Here is a 21,431-nt window from a genome sequence, read left to right on the forward strand (position 1 = left end):
TCGGCACGTCAGATGACCTTGCCGGGATTGAGGATCCCCTTCGGGTCGAGCGCCTGCTTCAGCGCCCTCATGGTGGCGATCTCCGCCGCCGTCCGGGAATGGTGCAGATAATCGCGCTTGGCAAGGCCGATGCCGTGCTCGGCGGAAATCGACCCGCCGTAGCCGGAAATCAACTCGTAGACGAGCCTGCGGACCTCGCCCTTGCCCTCTGGCGTGGCAAGGCCCGTCGTGACATGCAGGTTGCCGTCGCCGAGATGGCCGAGAACGTGAAGGCCGAGATTGCCCGGCACCTCCTCGTTCAGGCGGCGTTCGACCTCGCTCACGAAAGCTTCCATGCTTGCGACCGGAAGGGACACGTCGAAATCGATCATGGTCTTGAAAAGCTGCATCTCGGCCTCGAAATCCTCGCGGATCCTCCACAGCTCCTGCCGCTGGCGCGAGGAGGCTGCGATGACCGCGTCGGCGACCAGCCCGTCCTCGATGGCCCGGCCGACGACCGTCTCGAAGAGCGCCGCATCCGCTTCCGCCTCGAAACCCTCGGATTCGCACAGGATGTAGAACGGATAGCGGCCCTCGATAGGCGAACGGCCGTTCAAAACCGCATCGACGTTGAAATGGAAGAATTCGGCCCACATGATCTCGAAGGAGGAGAGCGTGCCATTGAGGTCCCGGCGCATCAGGCCGAGGGTCTCGGCCACGGCCTCGAAGGTCTCGAAGGCGAGCAGCGCGGTGTTGACCGATTGCGGCGCGGGATGCAGCCTGAGCACGGCCCGCGTGATGACGCCGAGCGTGCCCTCCGAGCCGATGAACAGGTGCTTGAGGTCGTAGCCGGTATTGTCCTTCACAAACGAAGAGAGATGGCTCAGCACCGTCCCGTCGGCCAGCACGCATTCGAGGCCGAGCACCTGGTCGCGCGCGACCCCGTAGCGAAGGGCCTGGAAGCCGCCGGCATTGGTGGAGAGCGCCCCGCCCAGCGTCGCGCTGCCCCGCGCGCCGAAATCGAGGCCGAAGCGCAGGCCGTCCGTGGCGCAGCGCTGCTGGATGGTCTCGATGATCGCGCCGGCGCCGACCTCGACGGTCATCCCCTGCCGGTCCGGCGCGGCGATGTCGTTGAGGCGCTCGAGCGAGACGAGCAGCGTCTCGCCGGTCGATTGCGTCGCGCCGACGAGGTTGGTGCGCCCGCCCTCGGCGATGACCGGCTGGTCTTCCTGGTGGCAGAGCGCAAGCATGGCGGAGAGCTCCTGCACGTCCTTCGGCTTTGCCAGCCCCAGCGCCGCGGTCGGCGTGTGGACCCAGAAATCCTGCGGCCGGCCCGAAAGCGCCGCGCCGTCCACGACGTGGCGCTCGCCCACGATCCGCCTTACATCGTCGAGATCGACCATTTTTCTACCTTTCCGCGATGGCGGCCAACTCACCGACAAGGCTGCGTCCGGATGCCTGGATGAAGCCCATGTCGGAGCCGACCGTGAAAAGCGAATAGCCCATATCGATCAGATCGGGAATGAGGGACGTGTTCGGCGCATCGATGGCGGCGCGCTTTCCGGCCTCTCTCGCGGCCTCCGCGACGCGCGCCAGCACACCGCGCAGTTCGCCGTCGAAGCGGCCGATCGGCAGCCCGAGGGAGCTTGCAAGGTCGGCGGGCCCGACGAACAGGACGTCGAATCCCTCCACGGCGAGGATCTCCTCGACATTGGCGAGCCCCTGCCCGCTTTCGAGCTGCAGGATCAGCGTCGTCGCGTCGTTGGCGTCGGCGAGATAGGCCCCGAAGTCGTCATAGTAGCCCGAGGCGCGCCAGGGGCCGATGCCGCGCGTGCCCGCCGGGGCATACCGGCAATGGGAAACGACGGCGCGGGCTTCCTCCGCACTCTCGATCATCGGCACCATGATGCCGGAGACGCCCGCATCGAGCGCCGCCTTGATGTCGTCCGGCGATTTCCAGCGCGTGCGGAAGATGGTCGGCGCGCCGTGCAGTTCGGCCGCCGGCAGCAGGCTTGCGAGCGCGTTCACGTCGATCGGCGAATGCTCGCCGTCGAGGAGCAGGAAATCGAACCGCGTCCGCGCCGTCAGTTCGATGACGATGGGATGGGGAATTCCAACCCAGGTGCCGAAGACCGGCTTTTCGGCGGAAAGCTGCGCTTTCAGGCGCTTGGCCATGGGAAGTGACATGATGCGTGCTCTTTGCATTCAGGATTTGCGGAAGGCGGTGTTGTCCCCGCTCCTGCCCGACAGGCGGGCGAAGACCTTGGTGATAACAACGGCAAGGACGATGTAGATCGCGGAGATGAGGAGGAGGGGTTCATAGGTCAGGTAGGTCTGCTGGCGCACCTGCGCGGCGACCGAATAGACGTCGATCACCGTGATCGTCGCGACCAGCGGGGTCGCCTTGAGCTGGAGGATCGTCTCGCCGGCGAGCGTCGGCATTGCCCGCCGGAAGGCCTGCGGCAGCCAGATGCGGCGGAAGGTCAGGAAGCCGGACATTCCATAGGCCCGCGCCGCGTCGAGCTGGCCCTTGGGCACGCCCTTGAACGCGCCGCGGAAGACCTCGCCCTCATAGGCCGCGTAGGACAGCGTCAGCCCGAGGAACGCATAGGGCCAGGCCTGCCGGAGGATCGGCCACAGCGCCGAGTCGCGGATCCAGGGGAACTGCGGGAACAGCGAGCCGAGGCCGTAATAGAGCAGCCAGAGCTGGAGCAGCAGCGGCGTTCCCCGGATGACGGTGCAGAACGCACGCGCCGGCAGCGCGAGCCATTTCGGGCCGACGACCTGCACCAGGCCGATGGGGATCGCCAGCAGCATGCCGAGCGAGGCGGTGACGACCACCAGCAGCACCGTCATGAAGAGCCCGCGGATGAGGAGCGGGTAATAATCGCCGAGCCAGTCCCAGCGCATGCGCAGGGCGGCATAGGCGGCAAGGACGATCGCCGCGACGATGGGCGTCAGCGTACCAGCATCCAGACGCAGGCGGCCGAAACCGGCCTTGCCGCCATGGGCCATATCATCCGACCGGCTAGACATGCGCCACGCCCTTCGTCGCCCAGGCTTCTAGCCGACGGGAGAGGAGATTGGAGAGCATCGTCGCAAGCAGGTACATGCAGCCGGCGGCGATGAAGAAGGTGAAATAGGCCTTCGTGGTGCCCGCCGCCTGGCGGGTGACCTGGGTGAGCTCGCCGAAGCCGAGCACGGCGAGCAGCGCCGTGTCCTTCATCGCGATCAGCCAGAGATTGGAAAGCCCCGGCAGGGCGAAGGGCAGCATGGCCGGCAGCGTGATGCGGCGGAGCGTCAGCCAGGACGACATGCCATAGGCATGCGCCGCCTCGATCTGGCCGTAGGGGATGGACAGGATCGCGCCGCGGATCACCTCGGTCGAATAGGCGCCTTGGACGACGCCCAGCACGATGATGCCTGCGATCGCCCCGTTGAAGTCGATCTTCGCCTGGCCGAGCGCGGTGAGCACGCCGTTGATGAGGTCGGCGCCGGCGAAGTAGACGATGAGGATCAGCACCAGCTCGGGCACGGACCGGACGATCGTCGTATAGAGGTCGAGGGCCTGCCGCGTCACCGCGCCGCCGGCAAGCTTGCCGAGCGCGCCCGCAATGCCGATGACGAGGCCAAGGGCGAAGGCGCCGAGCGCGATGGTCAGGGAGCGCGCCAGCCCGACGAGCATGGCGCTGCCCCATCCCCCCGCCGTCAGCAGCTCGACGCTTGCCGCGGCGGGAGACCAGATCATGTCGAACAGGTCGTTAATCGTCGTTCTCCAGCATCGATCCGTGGAAAGGCGAATTCGGCCGCAGCCTCATTCGCCGCCGTAGATGTCGAAGTCGAAGTACTTCTTGGTGATGGCGTCATAGGTGCCGTTCTTGCGGATCGCGGCGATGGCCTCGTTGATCTTCGCCTTGAACTCCGGCTCGTCCTTGCGCATGCCGACGCCGTAGCCCTCGCCGAGGGTCGCCGGATCACGCTTGAGGACACCCTTGGATTCGCAGCATTCGCCGGACGACGACTTGAGGAACTCGTTCATGGCGACCACGCCGTCGATCACCACGTCGATGCGGCCGGCGGCAAGGTCCTGGTAGGCCTCGTCCTGGGTGTTGTAGCCGCGGATTTCCGAGGCATTCGCGGCGAAGTTCTTCTCCGCATAGGCCTGCTGGCCGGTCGAGACCTGCACGCCGATGACCTTGCCGTCCATGCTCTCCGGCGTCGTGTCGATGGCGGCGGACTTGGCCGCGACGACGACGGTCGGCACCTCGTAGTACTTGTCGGAGAAGTCGATGACCTTGCGGCGCTCGTCGTTGATGCGCATGGAGTTCATGATCATGTCGATCTTGCCGCCGAGCAGCGCGGGGATGATCCCCTCCCAGGCGACGGGCACGCGCTCGCAGTCGAGCTTGGCCTCGGCGCAGACGGCGTCGATGATCTCGACTTCCCAGCCCGTCCAGTTGCCGTTCGCATCCGCCACCCAGAACGGCGGATAGGGCTCCGGCGCAAAGCCGACGCGGGTCTTTTCAGCATGGGCCGTCCCGGCCATCGCAAGCACCGCGCCGGCGACCAGCCCCAGTATGGATTTCTTCATTTCATTCCCCTTTTTGTTGGAAGACTAGTTGAAATTGCCCAGGAACCGCGCAAGGCGCTCGGACCTGGGATTGCCGAAGACCTCGGCCGGCGCCCCCGCCTCCTCGACACGGCCGCCGTGGAGGAAGAGGACCTCGGAGGAGACTTCGCGGGCGAAGGACATCTCGTGCGTGACGAGGATCATCGTCCTGCCCTCCTCGGCGAGCGCGCGGATGACCTTCAGCACCTCGCCGACGAGTTCGGGGTCCAGCGCCGAGGTCGGCTCGTCGAACAGCATGGCGAGCGGCTGCACCGCCAGCGCCCTTGCGATGGCCCCGCGCTGCTGCTGGCCGCCGGACAGGAAGGCCGGGTAGGCATCGCGCTTGTCGTAGAGGCCGACGCGCTCCAGCAGCCGCAGACCCTCGTCGACCGCCTGCTTGCGCTCGACGCCGAGCACGTGGACGGGTGCCTCGATGACGTTCTCGATGAGCGTCATGTGGCTCCACAGGTTGAAGCTCTGGAAGACCATCGCCAGCCGGGCGCGGATGCGGCGCATCTGCGCCTTCGACGCCGGCTCCATGTTGCCGTGGCCGTCGGGCTTGAAGGCGATCGCCTCGCCGTCGACGCGGATCCTGCCGCCGGTCGGATGCTCCAGGCAGTTGAGACAGCGAAGGAGGGTCGACTTGCCCGAGCCGCTGCCGCCGATCAGCGAGATCACGTCGCCCTTGTTGGCGGTGAGGCTGACGTCGCGCAGGACTTCGAGATTGCCGAATGACTTGCGAATCCCTTCCGCGTGAAGCATCTCCATCCTCGGCCGCCCTCCCGATCAGCGCGCTATCCTGCAAACAGGATTTGACTGTCGAAGATTGCTAGTGCAAAGAAGCCGGGCTGTGACTAGCAAAAAAACTCACATTTGATTGAATTCAGCTCATGCGAGACATGCGTCGCTTCATCCCCTCGGGGAACCTGCTCTATGTGTTCGACGCCGCCGCGCGGCTCGAGAGCTTCACGAAGGCCTCCGAGGAACTGAACGTCACGCCGGCGGCGATCAGCCATGCGATACGCCAGCTCGAGACCGGGCTCGGCGCCTCGCTGTTCCACCGCAAGCACCGGCAGTTGCAGCTCACCGACGACGGGGAAAAGCTCTACCGCTCGGTGGAAGGCGGGCTGGACCAGATCGAGCGCACGGCGGTGGAGATCCATTCGACGGCGGCCTCCGACATCAAGGTCTACGCCTCGATCACCGTCGGCACCTACTGGCTCCTGCCGCGCATCTCCACCTATCCGGGCAACGATGCGCGCATCGAGATGCAGCTCTACAATTCCGACAAGAAGCTCGAACTGCCGGCCGACGGCGTCTCCATGGCGATCACCAACGGGCGGGTGGACTGGCCGGGCTACGAGGTCCTGCCCTTCACGCGCGAGACGATGTTCCCGGTATGCAGCCCCGCCTATCTGGAAAAGCACGGGCCGGTATCATCGCTCGACGCGCTGCCCGCACACAATCTCCTCCACCTCGACAGCCACTATCACGAGGGCGCGACGTGGCGGGAGTTCCTGGCGCATTACGGCGTGGACTATGCCGTGCCGGGGGGCGTCTCGACATTCAACAACTATATCCTCGTCGTACACGCCGTCCTGTCCGGCGCGGGGATCGGCCTCGGCTGGCAGCATTCCGTCGGCGACCTGGTCACCGCCGGCGCCCTGGTCCGCCCGCTGGACGAAACCCAGACGACCAGCAACGATTTCCTGCTGGTTTACAGAAAAGGGCGCCCTCTCACGCCGAGAGCCGCCGCCGTACGCGACTGGCTCCTGAGCCTTGGTTCGCTTGAACCATTGCATCGTGATTTGAAGGACTGAACCCGTCTGGCGCCGCTAGCCGCTTATCGCCTTCACCTCCATGAAGTCCTCAAGACCCCACTTGCCTCCTTCGCGGCCATTGCCCGACTGCTTGAATCCGCCGAAGGGGCTTCCCGGAGCGCGGCTCTTGCCGTTTATCTGGATCATCCCCGCCCGGATACGCCGCGCCACCCGCTGGGCCCTTTCCGCACTACCCGTCTGGATATAACCGGATAGTCCATAGGGTGTATCGTTGGCAATTCTGATGGCTTCCTCTTCCGTGTCGAAGGGGATCATGACCAGCACCGGCCCGAAGATCTCCTCCTGCGCGATCGTCATGGCGTTGTGGACGCCCGCGAAAACCGTGGGGCGGACAAAGTAACCGCGATCAAAACCATCGGGCCGGCCGGGGCCGCCGGCTACAACGACAGCACCCTCGGCGATTCCGGTTTCGATAAGCTGCTGCACCTTGCTGAATTGCAGATCCGAGACCAGCGGTCCGATGTGGTCGCCATCCTCGGCGGGATCGCCGACACTATAACCAGCCGCGATCCCGGCCGCGAGCCTCACCGCCTCGTCATAGACCGGGCGCTCCACGAGCATGCGCGTCGGCGCGTTGCAGGACTGGCCGGTGTTCTGGAAGCAATGGGCAAGGCCGCGGCCGATGGCGTCCTCGAGGTCGGCATCGGCGAAGACGAGGTTGGGGGACTTGCCGCCGAGCTCCAGCGAGACCCGCTTGATGTTCCCCGCCGCCGCCCGCGACACGGCCATGCCGGCGCGCGTCGAGCCGGTGAACGACATCATGTCCACGCCGGGATGGGCGGAAAGCGCCTCGCCGACGACATGGCCCTCGCCGTTCACGAGGTTGAAGACGCCGGCCGGCAGCCCCGCCTCGTCGACGATCTGCGCGAACAGCATGGCCGACATCGGGGCGATCTCCGACGGCTTCAGGATGACGGTGCAGCCGGCGGCGATCGCCGGGATCACCTTCAGGGCGATCTGGTTCATCGGCCAGTTCCAGGGCGTGATCAGCCCGCAGACGCCGATGGGCTCGTAGACGATCCTTTCCTGCGGGTTCGCCTCGTCGAGCGGATGCTCGAAGGCGAAGGACCGCAGCGTCCTGACGAATGCCTCCATGTGGAAGAGGCCGGCGGCCGCCTGCGCGTCCTGCGCCAGCCGGATCGGGGCGCCCATCTCCTTCGAGATGGTCTCGGCCATTTCCTCGCTGCGCGCCCGGTAGATCGAGACGATCCTCTCGATCGCGGAAAGGCGCTCCTCCCGCGTCGTGCGGCTCCAGGTCTCGAAAGCCCTGCGGGCCGCCGCGACCGCCTTGTCGATATCGGCGGCGGAGCCGGCCGAGATCGTGGCATAGGCTTCCTCCGTCGCGGGGTTGATCACCGGCAGCGGCCTTGCCGCCTCGGGTGCGACCCATTTGCCGTCGATGTAGAAATCCGTCCTGTCGATCATGGCCTTGGTCCTTCGTGTGGCATCAATATTCGGGTTCCGACCGCACCCTGCGCAGGAGTTCCTGCGCGGTGAAGAGGTCGAGATGGGCGCCGCCCGCATTCTTGAACAGCGTGATCTCGCCGGCGGACCGCCTCCCCTCGCCCGAGCCGCGGCATAGGTCGAACAGGTCCGCCCGGATGCTCGCCCAGGTCATCAGGCCCTTTTCGACCGGCTGGAGGAAGTCGCCGCAATCGCGGCAGAGATCGCGCGTATCGGCAAAGAGCGCGGCGCGGCGAATGACGTCGTCGTCGGATTCGCGCATGTCGGGCCGCCAGCCGCCGATGAGGTCGACATGGCATCCCTCCTTCAGGAGCGCGCCCTTGACGAGCGGCGTCGTCGCCATGGTGGCGCTCGAGACGATGTCGGCCAGCGGCAGGACGGCGTCGGGATCGTCCACGGCCTCTATCCGCACGCCGTCCATGTGCATGCCGGCCGCGACCTGCCGGGCCTTGTCGGCGGTGCGGTTCCAGATCCAGACATGCCGGATCGCCGGTCGCACGCTGACGATGGCTTCTACGACATGGGGAGCGAGCGCGCCCGCGCCGAAGACGAGCAGCGTGGCGGCGTCCGGCCTTGCGAGGAGATCCACCCCGAGGGCGGAATCGGCGGCGGTCTTGCGCAGCGTCAGCGCGGTTCCGTCGGCGACCAGGGCCGGCGCGCCGGTCACGCCGTCGAAGGCGACATAGAGGCCCTGGTTGGCGGGATGCGGCGGCGTCGCCTGCGGATTGCCGGGGAAGATGCTGACGAGCTTCGCCCCCAGCATTTCCTCCCGGCTCCAGGCCGGCAGCAGGATAAGCCCGCGGCCGCCGTCCGGCGCACCGGGTTCGCCCATATAGAGCTCGCCGACCTCGGGCATGGCGCCGCCATGGGCCTTGCGAAGCGCCGCGACGAGCGACGGATAATCGAGAAGGCGATGAACGTCGTGACCGTCGACTAGGCGCATGGTTCCCCCACTCCGAAATCTTGCGCGACCTGCGCGCGGTAGCGCCGGACCTGCGCGCCGACCTCTGCGGGCGACCAGCCCATGACGTCGCTGACGCCTTCGGCCACCGCCTCGGCAACGTCGAGCCCCATGCCCTCCGACCAGCCGATGGGAAAGCGGCGGAACATCAGGTCGTCGAGATTGACGACCTGTTCGTGCACGGCGGAAAACCGCAGGTGATCCAGCGGGATCGCCTCTCCGTCTGTGGAGATGCCGTCGCCGGCCGCCTGCGGAAACTGCCGGGCGGCATGGGAGATCGCCCGCGCGGGACCGCTCGGCGCCATCCGGCCGGAGAGCGCCTTCGCGATGCTCGCGCCGGCATGGCGGTGCGTCATGATGAGCCCGCCGGTATAGACGAAATAACCGGGCGCGCCGTGCTGCGCCATGTCGTGCAGCAGCACCGCCTCGCAGCCGTCCGGATGGCCGGCGCGGGCCGTGCGCGGGCGCACCCCGGCCCAGCTGTAGAGCACGTCCTTGCGGCTCAGCGCGATGTCCGGGAAGACCGAGTTGAAATCGTCGAGGAGCCCCCGGATGGTTGCCTCGTCGGCCCTGAAGCCAGCGGTTTCGGGCTCGTGCGGCTCGTCGCGCGGGCCGAAATAGTGGAGGTCCCGCCAGGGAATGACATAGAAGGGATCGCCGTTCGGCAATGCCGTCTCGATGGCGATGCCGCGGAATTCCGGCGGCAGGCGGACCACGACATTCGTTCCCTTGAGGCCCTGGTTGATTTTCGGCACCGGCAGGCCAGACGCCGCGGCGATGCCATCGACCCAGGCCCCGGCGGCATTGACGACGGCGCGCGCCTCCAGCGTCTCGCGGGCCTGCGTGCGCCTGTCCAGAAGCTCCAGCCGCCAGCGGCCGTCCGGCTGGCGGCGAACGGACGTGACTTCGGTATAGTTGCGGGTGACGGCGCCGAGGTCGCGGGCATTCAGCACGGTATCGACGCATATGCGCTCGGGCCAGTCGAACTGGTATTCGGTGAAACGGATGACGCCGGAAAGGTCCTTCCGGTCGCGCAGATGCGAAAGCGCCGGCATCGCCGCGATCTCCCGCGCCGACATCGGCTTGAAATCGAGCGGCACCCCGCCGGGATCGAGCGCGCGCAGCAGGGCGAAGCCGAGCCGAGCCTTCCAGAGCGGAATGCCCTCGCGCTGGTAGAGCGGCATGTAGAAGCCGATCGCCCTCGCCCGCGCGGGCGTTTCCCTGACGAAGCCGGAGCGGTCGCGCATCGCGCGCCGCGCCAGCTCCATATGCTCGATGGCCATGCGGGGGTTTCGCAGGAAATTCCAGATCGACCGCCCCGGCGAGAAATAGGTCAGCCCGCAATGCTGGAGCCGGCTGGAACGGCTCGACGTTCCCCCGGCGAAATCCGCGCGTTCGAGCAGGACCGTGGAGAAGCCCGCGGCGGCGAGATGGTTTACGGCGCTCGCCCCGGTGATGCCGCCGCCGATCACCGCGACGTCGAACGGCACGGTTTGCGGCCCGCCCATCACAGCACCATGCCCCATCATAGCACCATGCAGAGACGCATCGCGTCGTAGATCGAGGCATGGACGTTCCGGCTGGCGACGGCGTCGCCGATCCGGTGCAGTTCGAAGGTGCCGGCGCCGCCCAGCCGCGGCTGCGGCGTGCCGGCGAGCAACGCTTCGAGGTCCGTCACGCCTTCGTTGACCGATCGATCCTTGAGGTCGTGGAACACCTCGTCGAGCGGCATGGTGCCCCGCTCGACGACCACCTGCGAGGCGGTCATGTCGAGAAGGTCGCCCGTCAGTTCGTGGCGGAAGGTAGCGGTCAGCGCATTGGCGCCGTCGCGGCTCACCCTGACGAGGTGATGATCCATCGTCGCGGTGATGCCGCTCTCGTGGAACTGCTTGCGATAGATGGCGCGCGTCGAATATTCAACCTCCTGCGCCAGGCTGTCGTCGATGGTCACGAGATGCACGTTGCAGCCCTGTTCCTTCAGGTGCAGCGTCGTGGAAATGCCCTCGTGCCGGCCGGTGCCGTCATAGACGATGATGTCGCCCGAGCGCTCGGTCGTCGCGCTGAGGACGTCCCAGACGGTCTGGCAATGCTCCGCGCCGTCGAGCCAGTCGACATCCGGCAGGCCGCCCGTCGCGACGATGACGACGTCCGGGTTTTCGGCGAGCACGTCGTCCGCGGTCGCATAGGTGTCGCAGCGCATCTCCACGCCGAGCCGGGCGAGTTCGGCGGTCCGCCAGTCGATGATGCCGATGAGGTCGCGGCGCTGGCGGGCGCGGCAGGCGAGGAGCAGTTGCCCGCCCGGCTGGCTTCCGGCCTCGAACAGCAGGACCTCATGGCCGCGCTCGGCCGAGACGCGCGCCGCCTCCAGCCCCGCCGGCCCGCCGCCGACGACCACAACCCGGCGCTTTCGCACGGCGGGAGCCATGATCTGCGGCATCGTGGTCTCCCGCCCGGAGGCGGGATTGTGGATGCAGTTCACCTTCTTGTGCATGCAATAGGATGCGCCGACACAGGGCCGTATCCGGTCCTCCTCGCCGCGCATGATCTTGTTGACGATCTGGGGATCGGCCATGTGCGCGCGGGTCATCGCCACCATGTCGAGCAGGCCGTCGCGGATCGCGTGGCGCGCGGTGGCGATATCCGTGATGCGCGCGGCGTGGAAAACCGGCAGCTTCGTATGCCGGCGGAAGGCGCCGACCCGCGACAGGAACGGCGCCAGCGGCTGGGACATGCCCGGCATGTTGTGTTCGGCGAGCGCGATGACGGTATCCATCCGGCCGAAGATGCAGTTGAAGACGTCCACCAGCCCCTCGCGCTCGAAGATCGCCGCGATCTCCAGACAGTCCTCGAAGCCAAGGCCGTCCTCGCTCGCCTCGTCGATGACGAAGCGCATGCTGACGATCATCTCGTCGCCGAGCCGGCGCCGGATCTCCTCGTGGACCATGAGGCCGAAGCGCACGCGGTTCTCCACCGAGCCGCCGAAGCGGTCGGAGCGGAAATTGGTGCGCGGGGAAAAGAACTGGCCGATGAGGTGGCCGCCCGTCAGCGTCTCGACGCCGTCGAGGCCGCCCTCGCGGCATCGCTCGGCGGCCGCGCCATAGGCCTTGACGATCCGCCGGATGTCGTGCTCGTCCATCTCGCGCGAGAATGCGCGGTGCTGCGTTTCGCGCGAGCGGGAGGGGGCGAGCGCCGGCAGCCAGTTGAGGGTGGTGGCATCCGCCCGGCGGCCGAGATGCGAGATCTGGCACATCAGCGCGGCGCCATGCGCATGGATGCGCTGCGAGAACGCCTGCAGGTGGGGGATCACCGCGTCCGTCGCGAGGTTGAGCTGGCCGCCATTGCCCCAGCTCGAATCCACGTCCACCATCGAGGAGCCGCCGAAGCTGGTCAGCGCAAGCCCGCCCTTGGCCTTTTCCTCATGGTAGCGCTGGTAGCGCTCCATCGGCATTCCGCCATCGTCGAGGAAGGACGCGTGGCTGGTGCTCATGATGCGGTTGCGCAGGGTGAGCCCCTTGATGCGCAGCGGCTGGAGCAGCGGGTCCTTGCTGGCGGCTGCGGCTGCGGGCGAGGCGTGGGTTGCGGCCATCGGAATATCCCCGAGAAGGAACGAGGGCGCCGGGCGGGCGCCCGGCGCGACTGCATGCGGCGGGCGCCCTACCAGCGCCCTTCCGCCTTGAGCTCGTCCTGCACGCGGACGATGCTGCCGCGCAGGATGGCCATCATGTCGTCGATCTGCTCGCGCGTGATGACCAGGGCCGGCGACAGGACGCACATGCTGCCGATGGGCCGGACGATGAGGCCGCCTTCGTAGCAGTAGCGGTCGACGCGCAGCGCCACCTCCTTGTCGAAGTCCGTCGCCTCCTCGGCATCGGGGTCCGTGACGCATTCGACGCAGGCGACGAGGCCCGTGCCGCGGGCATCGCCGATCAGGGGAAGCTCGCCGAGCTTGCGGATCTCTTCCTGGAAATAGGGCGCGATCTCGCGGACATGGGCGAGAAGGCCCTTCTCCTCGATGATGTCGATATTGGCCAGCGCCGCCGCGCAGCTCACCGGATGGCCGCTATAGGTATAGCCGTTGGTGTAGAAGCTGCCCCTGGCGTTCTCGCCGCTGACGCGGGCGAGCACCGCGTCGGAGATGACGAAGCCGCCGAGCGGGACATAGCCCGAGGTGACGCCCTTCGCGAAGGTGATGATATCGGGCACGATGTCGAACACCTCCTCGGAGGCGAACCAGTGGCCGCAGCGGCCGAAGCCCGTCACCACCTCGTCCGAGATGTAGAGGATGTCGTGCCTACGGCAGATCTCGAGGATGCGGCGGTGGTAGCCCTTCGGCGGGATGAGGATGCCGCCGGAGGCCAGCAGCGGTTCGGCAAGGAACGCGCCGACATTTTCCGGGCCGAGCGTCTCGACCCGCTCCTCGAATTCCGCCACCAGCATGTCGAGGAAGGCCTCCTCGCTCATGCCGCGCGGACGGCGGAAGACGTTGGGCGCGGAGATGAAGGAGACGTTGTCGAGCGCCAGGTCGAAATTCGGCCGGTTGCCGGCCCGGCCGGAGCAGGCCGCCGTCAGGTGCGTACTGCCGTGATAGCCGTCGATGCGGCAGATGATGGCCTTCTTGTCCGGGCGGCCGAGCACGTTGTTGTAGAACTGCATGAAGCGCAGGGCCGAATCCACCGCCGACGAGCCGCCGGTGGTGAAGAACACATGGTCGAGATCGCCCGGCGCGAAGGCGGCAATCCGCCGCGCGAGCTCCGATGCCGGGCCGTTGATCGAATACCAGGGGGAATTGTAGCAGATGCGCAGGGCCTGGGCGGCGATGGCGTCGGCGATCGGCTGGCTGTTGTAGCCGACCTGCGTGCACCACATGCCGCCGGGGCCGTCGATCAGCGTGCGGCCGTGGCTGTCGCGGATATAGATGCCGTCGGCCGAGGTGAAGAGCGGCCGGCCGCCGGAGGTGCCCAGCTTCGACATCTCCTCGGCGGGACTGATCAGATGACGATGCGCCGCATCTTCGAGTTCGGCGACGTTCCACTGCGATCCGGTCTCGGCATACATGATGTTTTCCTATTCGATAGTTCGGGCCGGCATGATGGTGCGCGGCCGCTGGCTTCGTCTTTGCTTGTCGTCGTGCCCCGGCGCGGCGCGCCTAGGCCGGAACGGCCCGCCCGGCCTCGGCGAAGTCGGACGGGAAGAACGCGGAAAGGAAGGTGAGGCAGACCTGGCGCGAGCGCTCGCGCATCTGCGGGCTATTCTCGCCGGTCACGTGGCTGAAGATCCAGCAGCCGTCCGTAATGGCATAGAGCCCCCGGGCGATCGCCATGGCATCGACCGTGACCGCGCGCTCGGCGGCAAGCTCGGTGACCAGGGTCACCATCGTGTCGAGCGAGCGGTATTTCAGCTCGCTGCACCGCTTCTTGTAGGCGGGAACGCGGGGCGCCTCCGCCCAGAACGCCATCCAGACGGCAAGGTGCTTGGTCTTGGCGACGCGCGGATCGAAATCCACGTCGATGAGGAGCCGCAGCCTTTCGGCCGGCGAGGCCGCCGCGGAGGCCATCGCGTCGAGCCAGATCTTCTCGTAGTTGCTGGCCAGCAGATCCAGCACGGCAAGCAGCAGGCGCTCCTTCGTCTTGAAGTGAAACGCGATCACCCCGTAGCTGCATCCGGCCTCGTCGGCGATGTCGTTGACCGTGATGCCCGAGAGCCCCCGGCGCGCCACGACACTGAGCGCCGCATCCAGAAGCTGCTGGCGCCGCACCGAACTTTGACTTGATATCTCTTTTATTTTTTTCGCCATGTATTTTTTCTTAATGACCTAACTGACTGTCGTCAAATGGTTTTTTGAATCATAAAATTGATTGATCGATCAAAATCTTATTGACCAATCAATCTAGTGCAATAATAGTGGCCCCGGATGGAGCGGTCAGCCGGCGTTTCCTTCGCAAGGGAGTGCGGAGATTGGCGGCATCGGAAGCTCCCCCGGCCCCGGCCGAAAATAACGGCGCCCGATGCCTCGCATCGAGGTCGTCCGCCGCATTGCCGCATCAGGCTTATCGTCAGAAAAAGGGGAACGAGATGCAGGACAAGAAAGACTTTCCGCAGCAGGCCGGCTTTCCGTCGGCCACGCGCCGTCAATTCATCGGCGGGGTCGGCGCCCTGGTCCTCGGCGCATCGTTGCTGCCGGTGGGCATGCGCGCCGCCCATGCCGCGCCGAAGCAGGGCGGATCGGTGCGCTTTGCCATCAACGACGGCGCGCAGACGGACTCGCTCGATCCGGCCACCTGGCAGAGCTCGTTCACGCAGGTCGTCTTCGGCGGCACGCTTTGCAACGCGCTGACCGAGCTTGCCGCCGACGGAACGGCGACGCCCGACCTCGCGGAGAGCTTCTCGGCATCCGACAACCTCAAGGTCTGGACCTTCAAGCTGCGGCAGAACCTGCAGTTCCACGACGGCAAGCCGGTCACGGCGAACGACGTGATCGAGTCCTTCCGCCATCACATGGGGCCGTCGTCGAGCTCGGCGGCGAAGGCGCTGGTCGAGGGGATCGCCGACATCAAGGACGGCGGCGACGACACGATCGTCTTCACCCTCACCGGCGGGAATGCGGATTTCCCCTACCTCGTCTCCGACTGCCACCTCGTCGTGCTGCCGGCCAAGGACGGCGGCGGGCTGGACTGGGCGCGCGGCGTCGCGACCGGTCCCTACATCATCGAGGATTCCCAGCCGGGCGTCAGCGTCCGGATGAAGCGCAACCCGAACTACCACAAGCCCGGCCAGCCCTATTTCGACACCGTCGAATTCGTCAACATCATCGATGTCGCGGCGCGCACCAACGCCCTCCTGACGGGCGAGATCGACTACATGGTCGATGCCGACATCAAGACGCTGAAGCTTCTGGAGCGCAACGCGGAGATCGAGATATCGAAGGTCAGCGGCCTCAGGCACTTCAGCTTCAGCATGAACACCTCGGTCGCCCCCTTCGACAATCCCGACGTGCGGATGGCGATCAAATACGCGATCGACCGCGAGGACATCGTCAACAAGGCCTTCCTCGGCAATGCCAAGGTGGCGAACGACAATCCCGTCGCCCCGCAGATCGCCTTCGCCGTCAATCCGGAGCCGGTGCACAGCTACGATATCGAGAAGGCCAAGGAGCATCTGGCGAAGGCCGGCCTGACCAGCCTCACGCTCGACCTCTCCGTCGCCGAGACGGCGTTCCCCAACGCCATCGACGCCGCCCTCCTCTTCAAGGAGCATGCGGCCAAGGCCGGCATCGAGATCAACGTCATCCGCGAGGCCGACGACGGCTACTGGGACAATGTCTGGCAGCACAAGCCCTTCGTGGGCGTGGACTGGCTGGGCAAGCCGACCTGCGATTCCCTCTTCACGACCACCTATGCCAGCAACGCGCCGTGGAACGACACGGCCTGGAAGAACGCGCGCTTCGACGAGCTTCTGGTGCTCGGACGGGCCGAGCCGGACACGGCCAAGCGCCAGGCGATCTATGCCGAGATGCAGCAATTGCTGCACGACGACGGCGGCGCGCTCGTCATCGCCTATGCGCTGTTCATCGACGCCATGTCGAAGAAGATCGGCCACGGGCCGATCGGCAACATGCTGCAATGCGACAACTTCCGGATGGCCGAAAGGTGGTGGCTGGCCTGAGGCCGTCCGGCATGCCCTGACCATCGTCGGTCGCCGCCCCTTCGGGGGCGGTGACGCGCAGCTTCACCGGAAGGTCGTCCATTGCATCCAGGCATCCTGTCAAACCCGCTGTTTCGAACGATCCTCGCCCGCCTGGGCTCGGGTTTCGTGACCCTGTTCGTCGTGTCGCTCATCATTTTCGCCGCCATCGCCGTCCTGCCCGGCGATTTCGCGAAGACGACGCTCGGGCGCGCGGCGACACCGGAAACGGTCGCGAACTTCCAGAAGGCGCTGGGGCTCGACCAGCCGGCCATCCAGCGCTACGCGACCTGGATCGGCGGGGCGCTCACCGGCGATCTCGGCCTGTCGTTCTCCTCGGGAAGCGGAACGCCGCGCACCGTGACGGGCATTATCGGCCCGCGCCTGGAAAACACCCTGTTCCTTGCCGGCATCACCGCGCTCTTCGCCGTGCCCATCGCGCTGACGCTCGGCATCGTCGCGGCCATCCGGCGCAACAGCTGGCTGGACAAGGCGCTCAACGCGGCGACGCTCGCCAGCATCTCCTTTCCGGAATTCTTCGTCGCCTATGTCCTGATGCTGCTTCTGGCCGTCAAGATCCCCGTCTTCTACTCGCTCGCCCGCATCACGCCCGACATGGGCGCAGCCGAGATATTCCAGCGCATCGCGCTGCCGGTCCTCACGCTCAGCTTCGGCATCATCGCCCACATGATGCGCATGACGCGGGCCGCCATCATCGGCCTGCTCGCCCATCCCTATATCGAGATGGCGAAGCTCAAGGGCGTTCCGCCGTGGCGCATCGTCCTGCGGCACGCGCTGCCCAACGCCTGGGCGCCGATCGCGGCGGTCGTGGCGTTCAACCTCGCCTATCTCATCGTCGGCGTCGTCGTGGTCGAGGTCGTCTTCGTCTATCCCGGCATCGGCCAGGCGATGGTCGACGCCGTGCGCACGCGCGACATCCCTGTGGTGCAGGGCTGCGCCCTGATCTTCGCGGCCTCCTACATCCTGCTCAATCTCCTGGCCGACATCATCGCGATCGCGACCAATCCCCGGCTGGCGCATCCGCGATGAGGGATCCGATGCAGACAAGCCAAACGTCCCCGCCCGTACGTATCGTCCGCTACCGGCGCTCCCGCATGGAATGGCTGCGCGCCGGGCTGAAGAAGGCATCCTGGACCACCTGGCTCGGCCTTGCCGTCATCCTGCTCTATGCCGTCCTTGCGATCTTCGCACCGCTGCTCGCGCCCTATGGCGAGGCGGACGTCGTGTCGAACGAGCCGTTTTCGGCCTGGAGCCTGGCGTTTCCGCTCGGCACCGACCAGCTCGGCCGCGACGTGCTGAGCCGCCTCATCTACGGCGCGCGCAACTCCGTCGGCATCGCCTTCGTCACCACCGCCATCGCCTTCCTGCTCGGCGGGACGCTCGGCATCCTGTCCGCCATATCGCCGGCCTGGCTCGATCATCTCCTGTCGGGCCTTGCCGATACGCTGATGGCCATTCCGCAGCTCATCTTCGCGCTCATCCTGCTGGCGCTGTTCGGCTCGTCCATCCCGAGCATCATCCTGATCATCGCCGTCCTGAACGCCACGCAGATCTTCCGCCTCGCGCGCTCCTCGGCCCGCAACGTCGCGGCCATGGAGTTCATCGAGGTCGCCAGCCTTCGCGGCGAGGGGACGGCCTGGGTCATCGTCCGCGAGATCCTGCCGAACATCCTTCCCATGCTGATCGCCGAATTCGGGCTTCGCTTCTGCTTCGTCTTCCTCACCATCTCGGCGCTTTCCTTCCTCGGCCTCGGCATCCAGCCGCCCTCGGCCGACTGGGGCACGATGGTCCGGGAAAGCGCGACCTTCATCAGCTACGGCGACATCACGCCGCTCCTGCCGGCCGCGGCCATCGCCCTCCTGACGATCAGCATCAATTTCGTCGTCGACTGGTTCCTCGACATTGCAAGCGGACTGCGCAATGACCAATAACCCCGCCACCGACGGCCGCCGCAGCGGCGAGACCCTGCTGGATATCCGCAACCTCACCATAGAGGCGGAGCGCGACGGGGCATGGCAGCCGATCGTCCGCGACATCAGCCTCACCCTCAAGCGCGGCGAGGTTCTCGGCATCATCGGGGAATCGGGCGCCGGGAAATCGACGCTCGGGCTCTCCGCCCTCGGCTTCGCGCGCGCCGGCTGCCGCTTTTCTGCCGGCAGCGTCGTCTTCGACGGGCGCGACCTCCTCAAGGAGAGCGAGGAATACCGCCGGCAGCTTCGCGGCAACCGGATCGCCTATGTGGCGCAAAGCGCGGCCGCCTCCTTCAACCCGGCGCACAGGCTGATCGACCAGACGATCGAATGCGCGATGCGGGAGGGTCTGACCCCGCGCGCCGCCGCCATCGGCAATGCGAAGGACCTTTATGCGCAGATGCAGCTTCCGGACCCGGACAGCATCGGCGCGCGCTTCCCGCACCAGGTTTCCGGCGGCCAGCTGCAGCGCGCGATGACCGCCATGGCGATGACCTGTCGGCCGGACCTCATCGTCTTCGACGAGCCGACGACGGCGCTCGACGTGACGACGCAGGTGGAGGTCCTCGCCTCGATCCGCCGGATCGTCGAGGAGCACCACACGGCCGCCCTCTACATCACCCACGACCTTGCCGTCGTGGCGCAGATGGCGCACCGGATCATGGTGCTGCGCCATGGCGAACTGGTGGAAGAGGCGGATACGCAAACCATGCTCTCGGCGCCGAAGCAGCCCTATACGCGCTCGCTCTGGGCCGTGCGCGCCATGGAAAAGCAGGCGGAGCCGCCCGCCGCGCCGATGCTCGAGATCTCCGGCATCGAGGCCCATTACGGCACGTTCAAGGTACTCGACGACATCTCCGTCACGCTGCCGGCCGGAAGAACCGTCGCGGTGGTCGGGGAATCGGGCTCGGGGAAATCGACGCTCGCCCGCGTCATCGCGGGCCTGCTCCAGCAGACCGCGGGCAGCGTGAGCCTGAACGGAACCGCGCTTGCGCCTTCCCTCAAGCAGCGCAGCCGCGACCAGTTGCGCCGCATCCAGATGATCTACCAGTCGGCCGATACCTCGCTCAATCCGCGGCAGACCGTGCTCGACCTGGTCGGCCGGCCGCTGGCGTTCCACCTCGGCCTGCGCGGGCGCGCCCGGGACCTTCGCGTCGCCGAGCTGCTCGACATGGTCGAATTGTCCGACCGCCATATCGTCAGCTTTCCCTCCGAGCTTTCGGGCGGGCAGAAGCAGCGCGTCTCCATCGCCCGGGCGATCGCGGCCGATCCCGACGTGTTCATCTGCGACGAGATCACCTCGGCGCTCGACCAGCTCGTGCAGGAGCAGATCCTCAAGCTGATCCTCAAGCTCCAGAAGGAGATGAACAAGTCCTACCTCTTCATCACCCACGACATCGCCACCGTGAACGCCATCGCGGACCATGTCGTGGTGATGCACCGGGGCCGGATCGTGCAGCAGGGGCCGAAGGCCTCGGTCATGTCCGCTCCCGATCATCCCTATACGCGCCAGCTCCTCTCCGCGGTGCCGCAGATGGATGCGGGATGGCTCGACGCCGCCATCGCCGGCAGCCGGGCGGCGAGCGGCCGCTAGCGGCGGCACGGGCAGGAACGAGGCGTGCCTCGAAAGAAATCCACAGTGAAAAAAGGGGAATGAAAATGAAGACACTCACTGCCGCCCTCGTTTCCGCCGCGCTGGCCATCGGCCTCCAGGCCGCCGGGCCGGCCGCCGCGCAGGATTCCGACTGGAAGGAGATCCACATCGCGACGGAAGGCGCCTATCCGCCCTTCAACTTCGTCGATGCCGCCGGCAAGCTCCAGGGCCTCGACGTCGACATCGCCAATGCGCTCTGCGCCGAGATGAAGGCGACATGCACCATCGTCGCGCAGGACTGGGACGGCATCATCCCCGGGCTGAAGGCGAGGAAGTTCGACGCCATCGTCGCCTCCATGTCGATCACGGAGGAGCGGCTGAAGGAAATCGACTTCTCCAGGAAATACTACAGCTCCAAGCTCTCCGTCATGACCAAGGCCGACAGCGGGATAGAGGACATCAGGCCGGAAAGCTTCGAGGGCAAGACGGTCGGCGCCCAGTCCTCCACGCCGCAGGCCGAGCAGGCCGAAGCGCTGTTCGGCAAGCATGGCGCCACGGTGAAGCTCTACCCGTCGCAGGACGAGGCCGACATGGACCTCGTGAACGGCCGGCTGGACGGGATCGTCGCCGACAAGTTCTACCTCGCCGCCTGGATGAAAACCAACGGCAACGGCTGCTGCAAGCTCGTCGGCGACCTTGCCGAGGGCCAGACCGAGATCGGCGTCGGCCTGCGCAAGGAGGACAAGGCGCTGAAGCAGAAATTCGACGCCGCGATGGACGCCATCGTCGCAAACGGCACCTACAAGACCATCGTCGCGAAATATTTCGACTTCGACATCTACTGAGGCGATCTCGATCGACCCGGACGCCCCAAGGTATCGTGGACGGGTTTCCGCCGGTGACACCTTGGGGTTTCCTGACCTGACCTTCGTCACATGCAGGGAGTGCCGACCGATTTGGAGGGCGGACAAGCACGAAGAAGACGATTGGACGGTTGCGCTTCCCGGTTGGACAGTCCGGGTCACGGGCGGCAGGGGCTGCGCATCTGGAGCGCGGTATCAAGGCCATGCTCCGTTCCGGGGAGGCGCCTTCATCCCGTTCCGAACCACTCCAGCCATCTCCAGGCTGGCGCGCGGCCGCGTTGAGTGAGGCGCCGAAACCGCCTGCATCCAGACGCGCCTGGCGCCATCCAGCAAAGCCCGCAACAGCACCTACCCGAACTCCATTCGATGCTGACGATCGCGATTGCTGTCTCGGTCGTTGGTGTTCCTGTGGCTAAAGAAAACGATGCCGGGCAGATGGGCCGCCGGTG

18 protein-coding genes are annotated in these 21,431 nt (G+C 66.4%); 6 read left to right on the forward strand and 12 right to left on the reverse strand.

Annotated features, from left to right (window positions below; all coding sequences use genetic code 11):
- Nucleotides 1–8 precede the first annotated feature (8 nt).
- The 6 genes from L0976_RS16500 to L0976_RS16525 all read right to left on the reverse strand — a co-directional run bounded on the left by L0976_RS16500 (nucleotide 9) and on the right by L0976_RS16525 (nucleotide 5,356).
- A complete protein-coding gene (locus L0976_RS16500) occupies nucleotides 9–1,382 on the reverse strand; it encodes an FAD-binding oxidoreductase (RefSeq protein ID WP_234188359.1) in 1,374 nt (457 codons plus the stop codon).
- Nucleotides 1,383–1,386: 4 nt separating this feature from the next.
- Nucleotides 1,387–2,166 carry an HpcH/HpaI aldolase/citrate lyase family protein gene (locus tag L0976_RS16505; RefSeq protein WP_234188360.1) on the reverse strand — a complete coding sequence of 260 codons (780 nt, stop codon included), beginning with the start codon at nucleotides 2,164–2,166 and terminating at the stop codon, nucleotides 1,387–1,389.
- Between the two features lie 18 nt (nucleotides 2,167–2,184).
- Complete coding sequence (locus L0976_RS16510; RefSeq protein WP_234188361.1) at nucleotides 2,185–3,015, reverse strand: ABC transporter permease; 831 nt, start codon at nucleotides 3,013–3,015, stop codon at nucleotides 2,185–2,187.
- Nucleotides 3,008–3,727: an ABC transporter permease gene (locus L0976_RS16515; protein ID WP_234188362.1), complete on the reverse strand. Its 720-nt coding sequence runs from the start codon at nucleotides 3,725–3,727 to the stop codon at nucleotides 3,008–3,010. The genes L0976_RS16510 and L0976_RS16515 overlap by 8 nt, the downstream gene beginning before the upstream one ends.
- Nucleotides 3,728–3,793: 66 nt before the next feature.
- A complete protein-coding gene (locus tag L0976_RS16520) occupies nucleotides 3,794–4,570 on the reverse strand; it encodes a transporter substrate-binding domain-containing protein (RefSeq protein ID WP_203316435.1) in 777 nt (258 codons plus the stop codon).
- A gap of 24 nt (nucleotides 4,571–4,594) precedes the next feature.
- On the reverse strand, nucleotides 4,595–5,356 hold the full coding sequence (locus L0976_RS16525; RefSeq protein WP_304945033.1) for an ABC transporter ATP-binding protein: 762 nt from the start codon (nucleotides 5,354–5,356) through the stop codon (nucleotides 4,595–4,597).
- A gap of 122 nt (nucleotides 5,357–5,478) precedes the next feature.
- On the opposite strand from L0976_RS16525, the gene L0976_RS16530 reads away from it, so the two are divergent.
- A complete protein-coding gene (locus L0976_RS16530; protein WP_203316436.1) occupies nucleotides 5,479–6,408 on the forward strand; it encodes a LysR substrate-binding domain-containing protein in 930 nt (309 codons plus the stop codon).
- Between the two features lie 15 nt (nucleotides 6,409–6,423).
- Here the strand turns inward: L0976_RS16530 and L0976_RS16535 are convergent, their stop codons facing one another.
- The 6 genes from L0976_RS16535 to L0976_RS16560 all read right to left on the reverse strand — a co-directional run bounded on the left by L0976_RS16535 (nucleotide 6,424) and on the right by L0976_RS16560 (nucleotide 14,648).
- Nucleotides 6,424–7,854, reverse strand: a complete 1,431-nt coding sequence (locus tag L0976_RS16535) for an aldehyde dehydrogenase family protein (protein WP_234188363.1) — start codon at nucleotides 7,852–7,854, stop codon at nucleotides 6,424–6,426.
- A gap of 22 nt (nucleotides 7,855–7,876) precedes the next feature.
- Nucleotides 7,877–8,836, reverse strand: a complete 960-nt coding sequence (locus L0976_RS16540) for an ornithine cyclodeaminase family protein (RefSeq protein ID WP_234188364.1) — start codon at nucleotides 8,834–8,836, stop codon at nucleotides 7,877–7,879.
- Complete coding sequence (locus L0976_RS16545; protein ID WP_234188365.1) at nucleotides 8,827–10,362, reverse strand: FAD-dependent oxidoreductase; 1,536 nt, start codon at nucleotides 10,360–10,362, stop codon at nucleotides 8,827–8,829. Before L0976_RS16545 ends, L0976_RS16540 begins: the two co-directional genes overlap by 10 nt.
- Nucleotides 10,363–10,379: 17 nt before the next feature.
- Nucleotides 10,380–12,440, reverse strand: a complete 2,061-nt coding sequence (locus tag L0976_RS16550) for an NADH:flavin oxidoreductase (protein ID WP_234188366.1) — start codon at nucleotides 12,438–12,440, stop codon at nucleotides 10,380–10,382.
- Between the two features lie 68 nt (nucleotides 12,441–12,508).
- On the reverse strand, nucleotides 12,509–13,909 hold the full coding sequence (locus L0976_RS16555; protein WP_234188367.1) for an aminotransferase: 1,401 nt from the start codon (nucleotides 13,907–13,909) through the stop codon (nucleotides 12,509–12,511).
- 91 nt (nucleotides 13,910–14,000) lie between these two features.
- On the reverse strand, nucleotides 14,001–14,648 hold the full coding sequence (locus tag L0976_RS16560; RefSeq protein ID WP_234188368.1) for a TetR family transcriptional regulator C-terminal domain-containing protein: 648 nt from the start codon (nucleotides 14,646–14,648) through the stop codon (nucleotides 14,001–14,003).
- 278 nt (nucleotides 14,649–14,926) lie between these two features.
- Between L0976_RS16560 and L0976_RS16565 the strand changes: the two genes are divergently transcribed.
- The 5 genes from L0976_RS16565 to L0976_RS16585 all read left to right on the forward strand — a co-directional run bounded on the left by L0976_RS16565 (nucleotide 14,927) and on the right by L0976_RS16585 (nucleotide 20,964).
- Nucleotides 14,927–16,516, forward strand: a complete 1,590-nt coding sequence (locus L0976_RS16565; protein ID WP_234188369.1) for an ABC transporter substrate-binding protein — start codon at nucleotides 14,927–14,929, stop codon at nucleotides 16,514–16,516.
- A gap of 96 nt (nucleotides 16,517–16,612) precedes the next feature.
- Entirely contained in the window at nucleotides 16,613–17,584 is a 972-nt protein-coding gene (locus tag L0976_RS16570) for an ABC transporter permease (RefSeq protein WP_255696025.1), read from the forward strand.
- Nucleotides 17,585–17,592: 8 nt separating this feature from the next.
- Nucleotides 17,593–18,486: an ABC transporter permease gene (locus tag L0976_RS16575; protein ID WP_234188371.1), complete on the forward strand. Its 894-nt coding sequence runs from the start codon at nucleotides 17,593–17,595 to the stop codon at nucleotides 18,484–18,486.
- Nucleotides 18,476–20,119 carry an ABC transporter ATP-binding protein gene (locus L0976_RS16580; RefSeq protein WP_234188372.1) on the forward strand — a complete coding sequence of 548 codons (1,644 nt, stop codon included), beginning with the start codon at nucleotides 18,476–18,478 and terminating at the stop codon, nucleotides 20,117–20,119. Before L0976_RS16575 ends, L0976_RS16580 begins: the two co-directional genes overlap by 11 nt.
- Before the next feature lie 59 nt (nucleotides 20,120–20,178).
- Nucleotides 20,179–20,964 carry a transporter substrate-binding domain-containing protein gene (locus L0976_RS16585; protein ID WP_370643695.1) on the forward strand — a complete coding sequence of 262 codons (786 nt, stop codon included), beginning with the start codon at nucleotides 20,179–20,181 and terminating at the stop codon, nucleotides 20,962–20,964.
- Nucleotides 20,965–21,431 lie beyond the last annotated feature (467 nt).

The organism is Shinella sp. NM-101, assembly GCF_021401195.1.
GTDB lineage: Bacteria > Pseudomonadota > Alphaproteobacteria > Rhizobiales > Rhizobiaceae > Shinella.

What these genes read in the sequence shown, in the direction of transcription:
- L0976_RS16500 (WP_234188359.1), bottom strand. Translation starts at nt 1,382, where the DNA reads ATGGTCGATCTCGACGATGTAAGGCGGATCGTGGGCGAGCGCCACGTC.
- L0976_RS16505 (WP_234188360.1), bottom strand. Translation starts at nt 2,166, where the DNA reads ATGTCACTTCCCATGGCCAAGCGCCTGAAAGCGCAGCTTTCCGCCGAA.
- L0976_RS16510 (WP_234188361.1), bottom strand. Translation starts at nt 3,015, where the DNA reads ATGTCTAGCCGGTCGGATGATATGGCCCATGGCGGCAAGGCCGGTTTC.
- L0976_RS16515 (WP_234188362.1), bottom strand. Translation starts at nt 3,727, where the DNA reads ATGATCTGGTCTCCCGCCGCGGCAAGCGTCGAGCTGCTGACGGCGGGG.
- L0976_RS16520 (WP_203316435.1), bottom strand. Translation starts at nt 4,570, where the DNA reads ATGAAGAAATCCATACTGGGGCTGGTCGCCGGCGCGGTGCTTGCGATG.
- L0976_RS16525 (WP_304945033.1), bottom strand. Translation starts at nt 5,356, where the DNA reads ATGGAGATGCTTCACGCGGAAGGGATTCGCAAGTCATTCGGCAATCTC.
- L0976_RS16530 (WP_203316436.1), top strand. Translation starts at nt 5,479, where the DNA reads ATGCGAGACATGCGTCGCTTCATCCCCTCGGGGAACCTGCTCTATGTG.
- L0976_RS16535 (WP_234188363.1), bottom strand. Translation starts at nt 7,854, where the DNA reads ATGATCGACAGGACGGATTTCTACATCGACGGCAAATGGGTCGCACCC.
- L0976_RS16540 (WP_234188364.1), bottom strand. Translation starts at nt 8,836, where the DNA reads ATGCGCCTAGTCGACGGTCACGACGTTCATCGCCTTCTCGATTATCCG.
- L0976_RS16545 (WP_234188365.1), bottom strand. Translation starts at nt 10,362, where the DNA reads ATGGGCGGGCCGCAAACCGTGCCGTTCGACGTCGCGGTGATCGGCGGC.
- L0976_RS16550 (WP_234188366.1), bottom strand. Translation starts at nt 12,440, where the DNA reads ATGGCCGCAACCCACGCCTCGCCCGCAGCCGCAGCCGCCAGCAAGGAC.
- L0976_RS16555 (WP_234188367.1), bottom strand. Translation starts at nt 13,909, where the DNA reads ATGTATGCCGAGACCGGATCGCAGTGGAACGTCGCCGAACTCGAAGAT.
- L0976_RS16560 (WP_234188368.1), bottom strand. Translation starts at nt 14,648, where the DNA reads ATGGCGAAAAAAATAAAAGAGATATCAAGTCAAAGTTCGGTGCGGCGC.
- L0976_RS16565 (WP_234188369.1), top strand. Translation starts at nt 14,927, where the DNA reads ATGCAGGACAAGAAAGACTTTCCGCAGCAGGCCGGCTTTCCGTCGGCC.
- L0976_RS16575 (WP_234188371.1), top strand. Translation starts at nt 17,593, where the DNA reads ATGCAGACAAGCCAAACGTCCCCGCCCGTACGTATCGTCCGCTACCGG.
- L0976_RS16580 (WP_234188372.1), top strand. Translation starts at nt 18,476, where the DNA reads ATGACCAATAACCCCGCCACCGACGGCCGCCGCAGCGGCGAGACCCTG.
- L0976_RS16585 (WP_370643695.1), top strand. Translation starts at nt 20,179, where the DNA reads ATGAAAATGAAGACACTCACTGCCGCCCTCGTTTCCGCCGCGCTGGCC.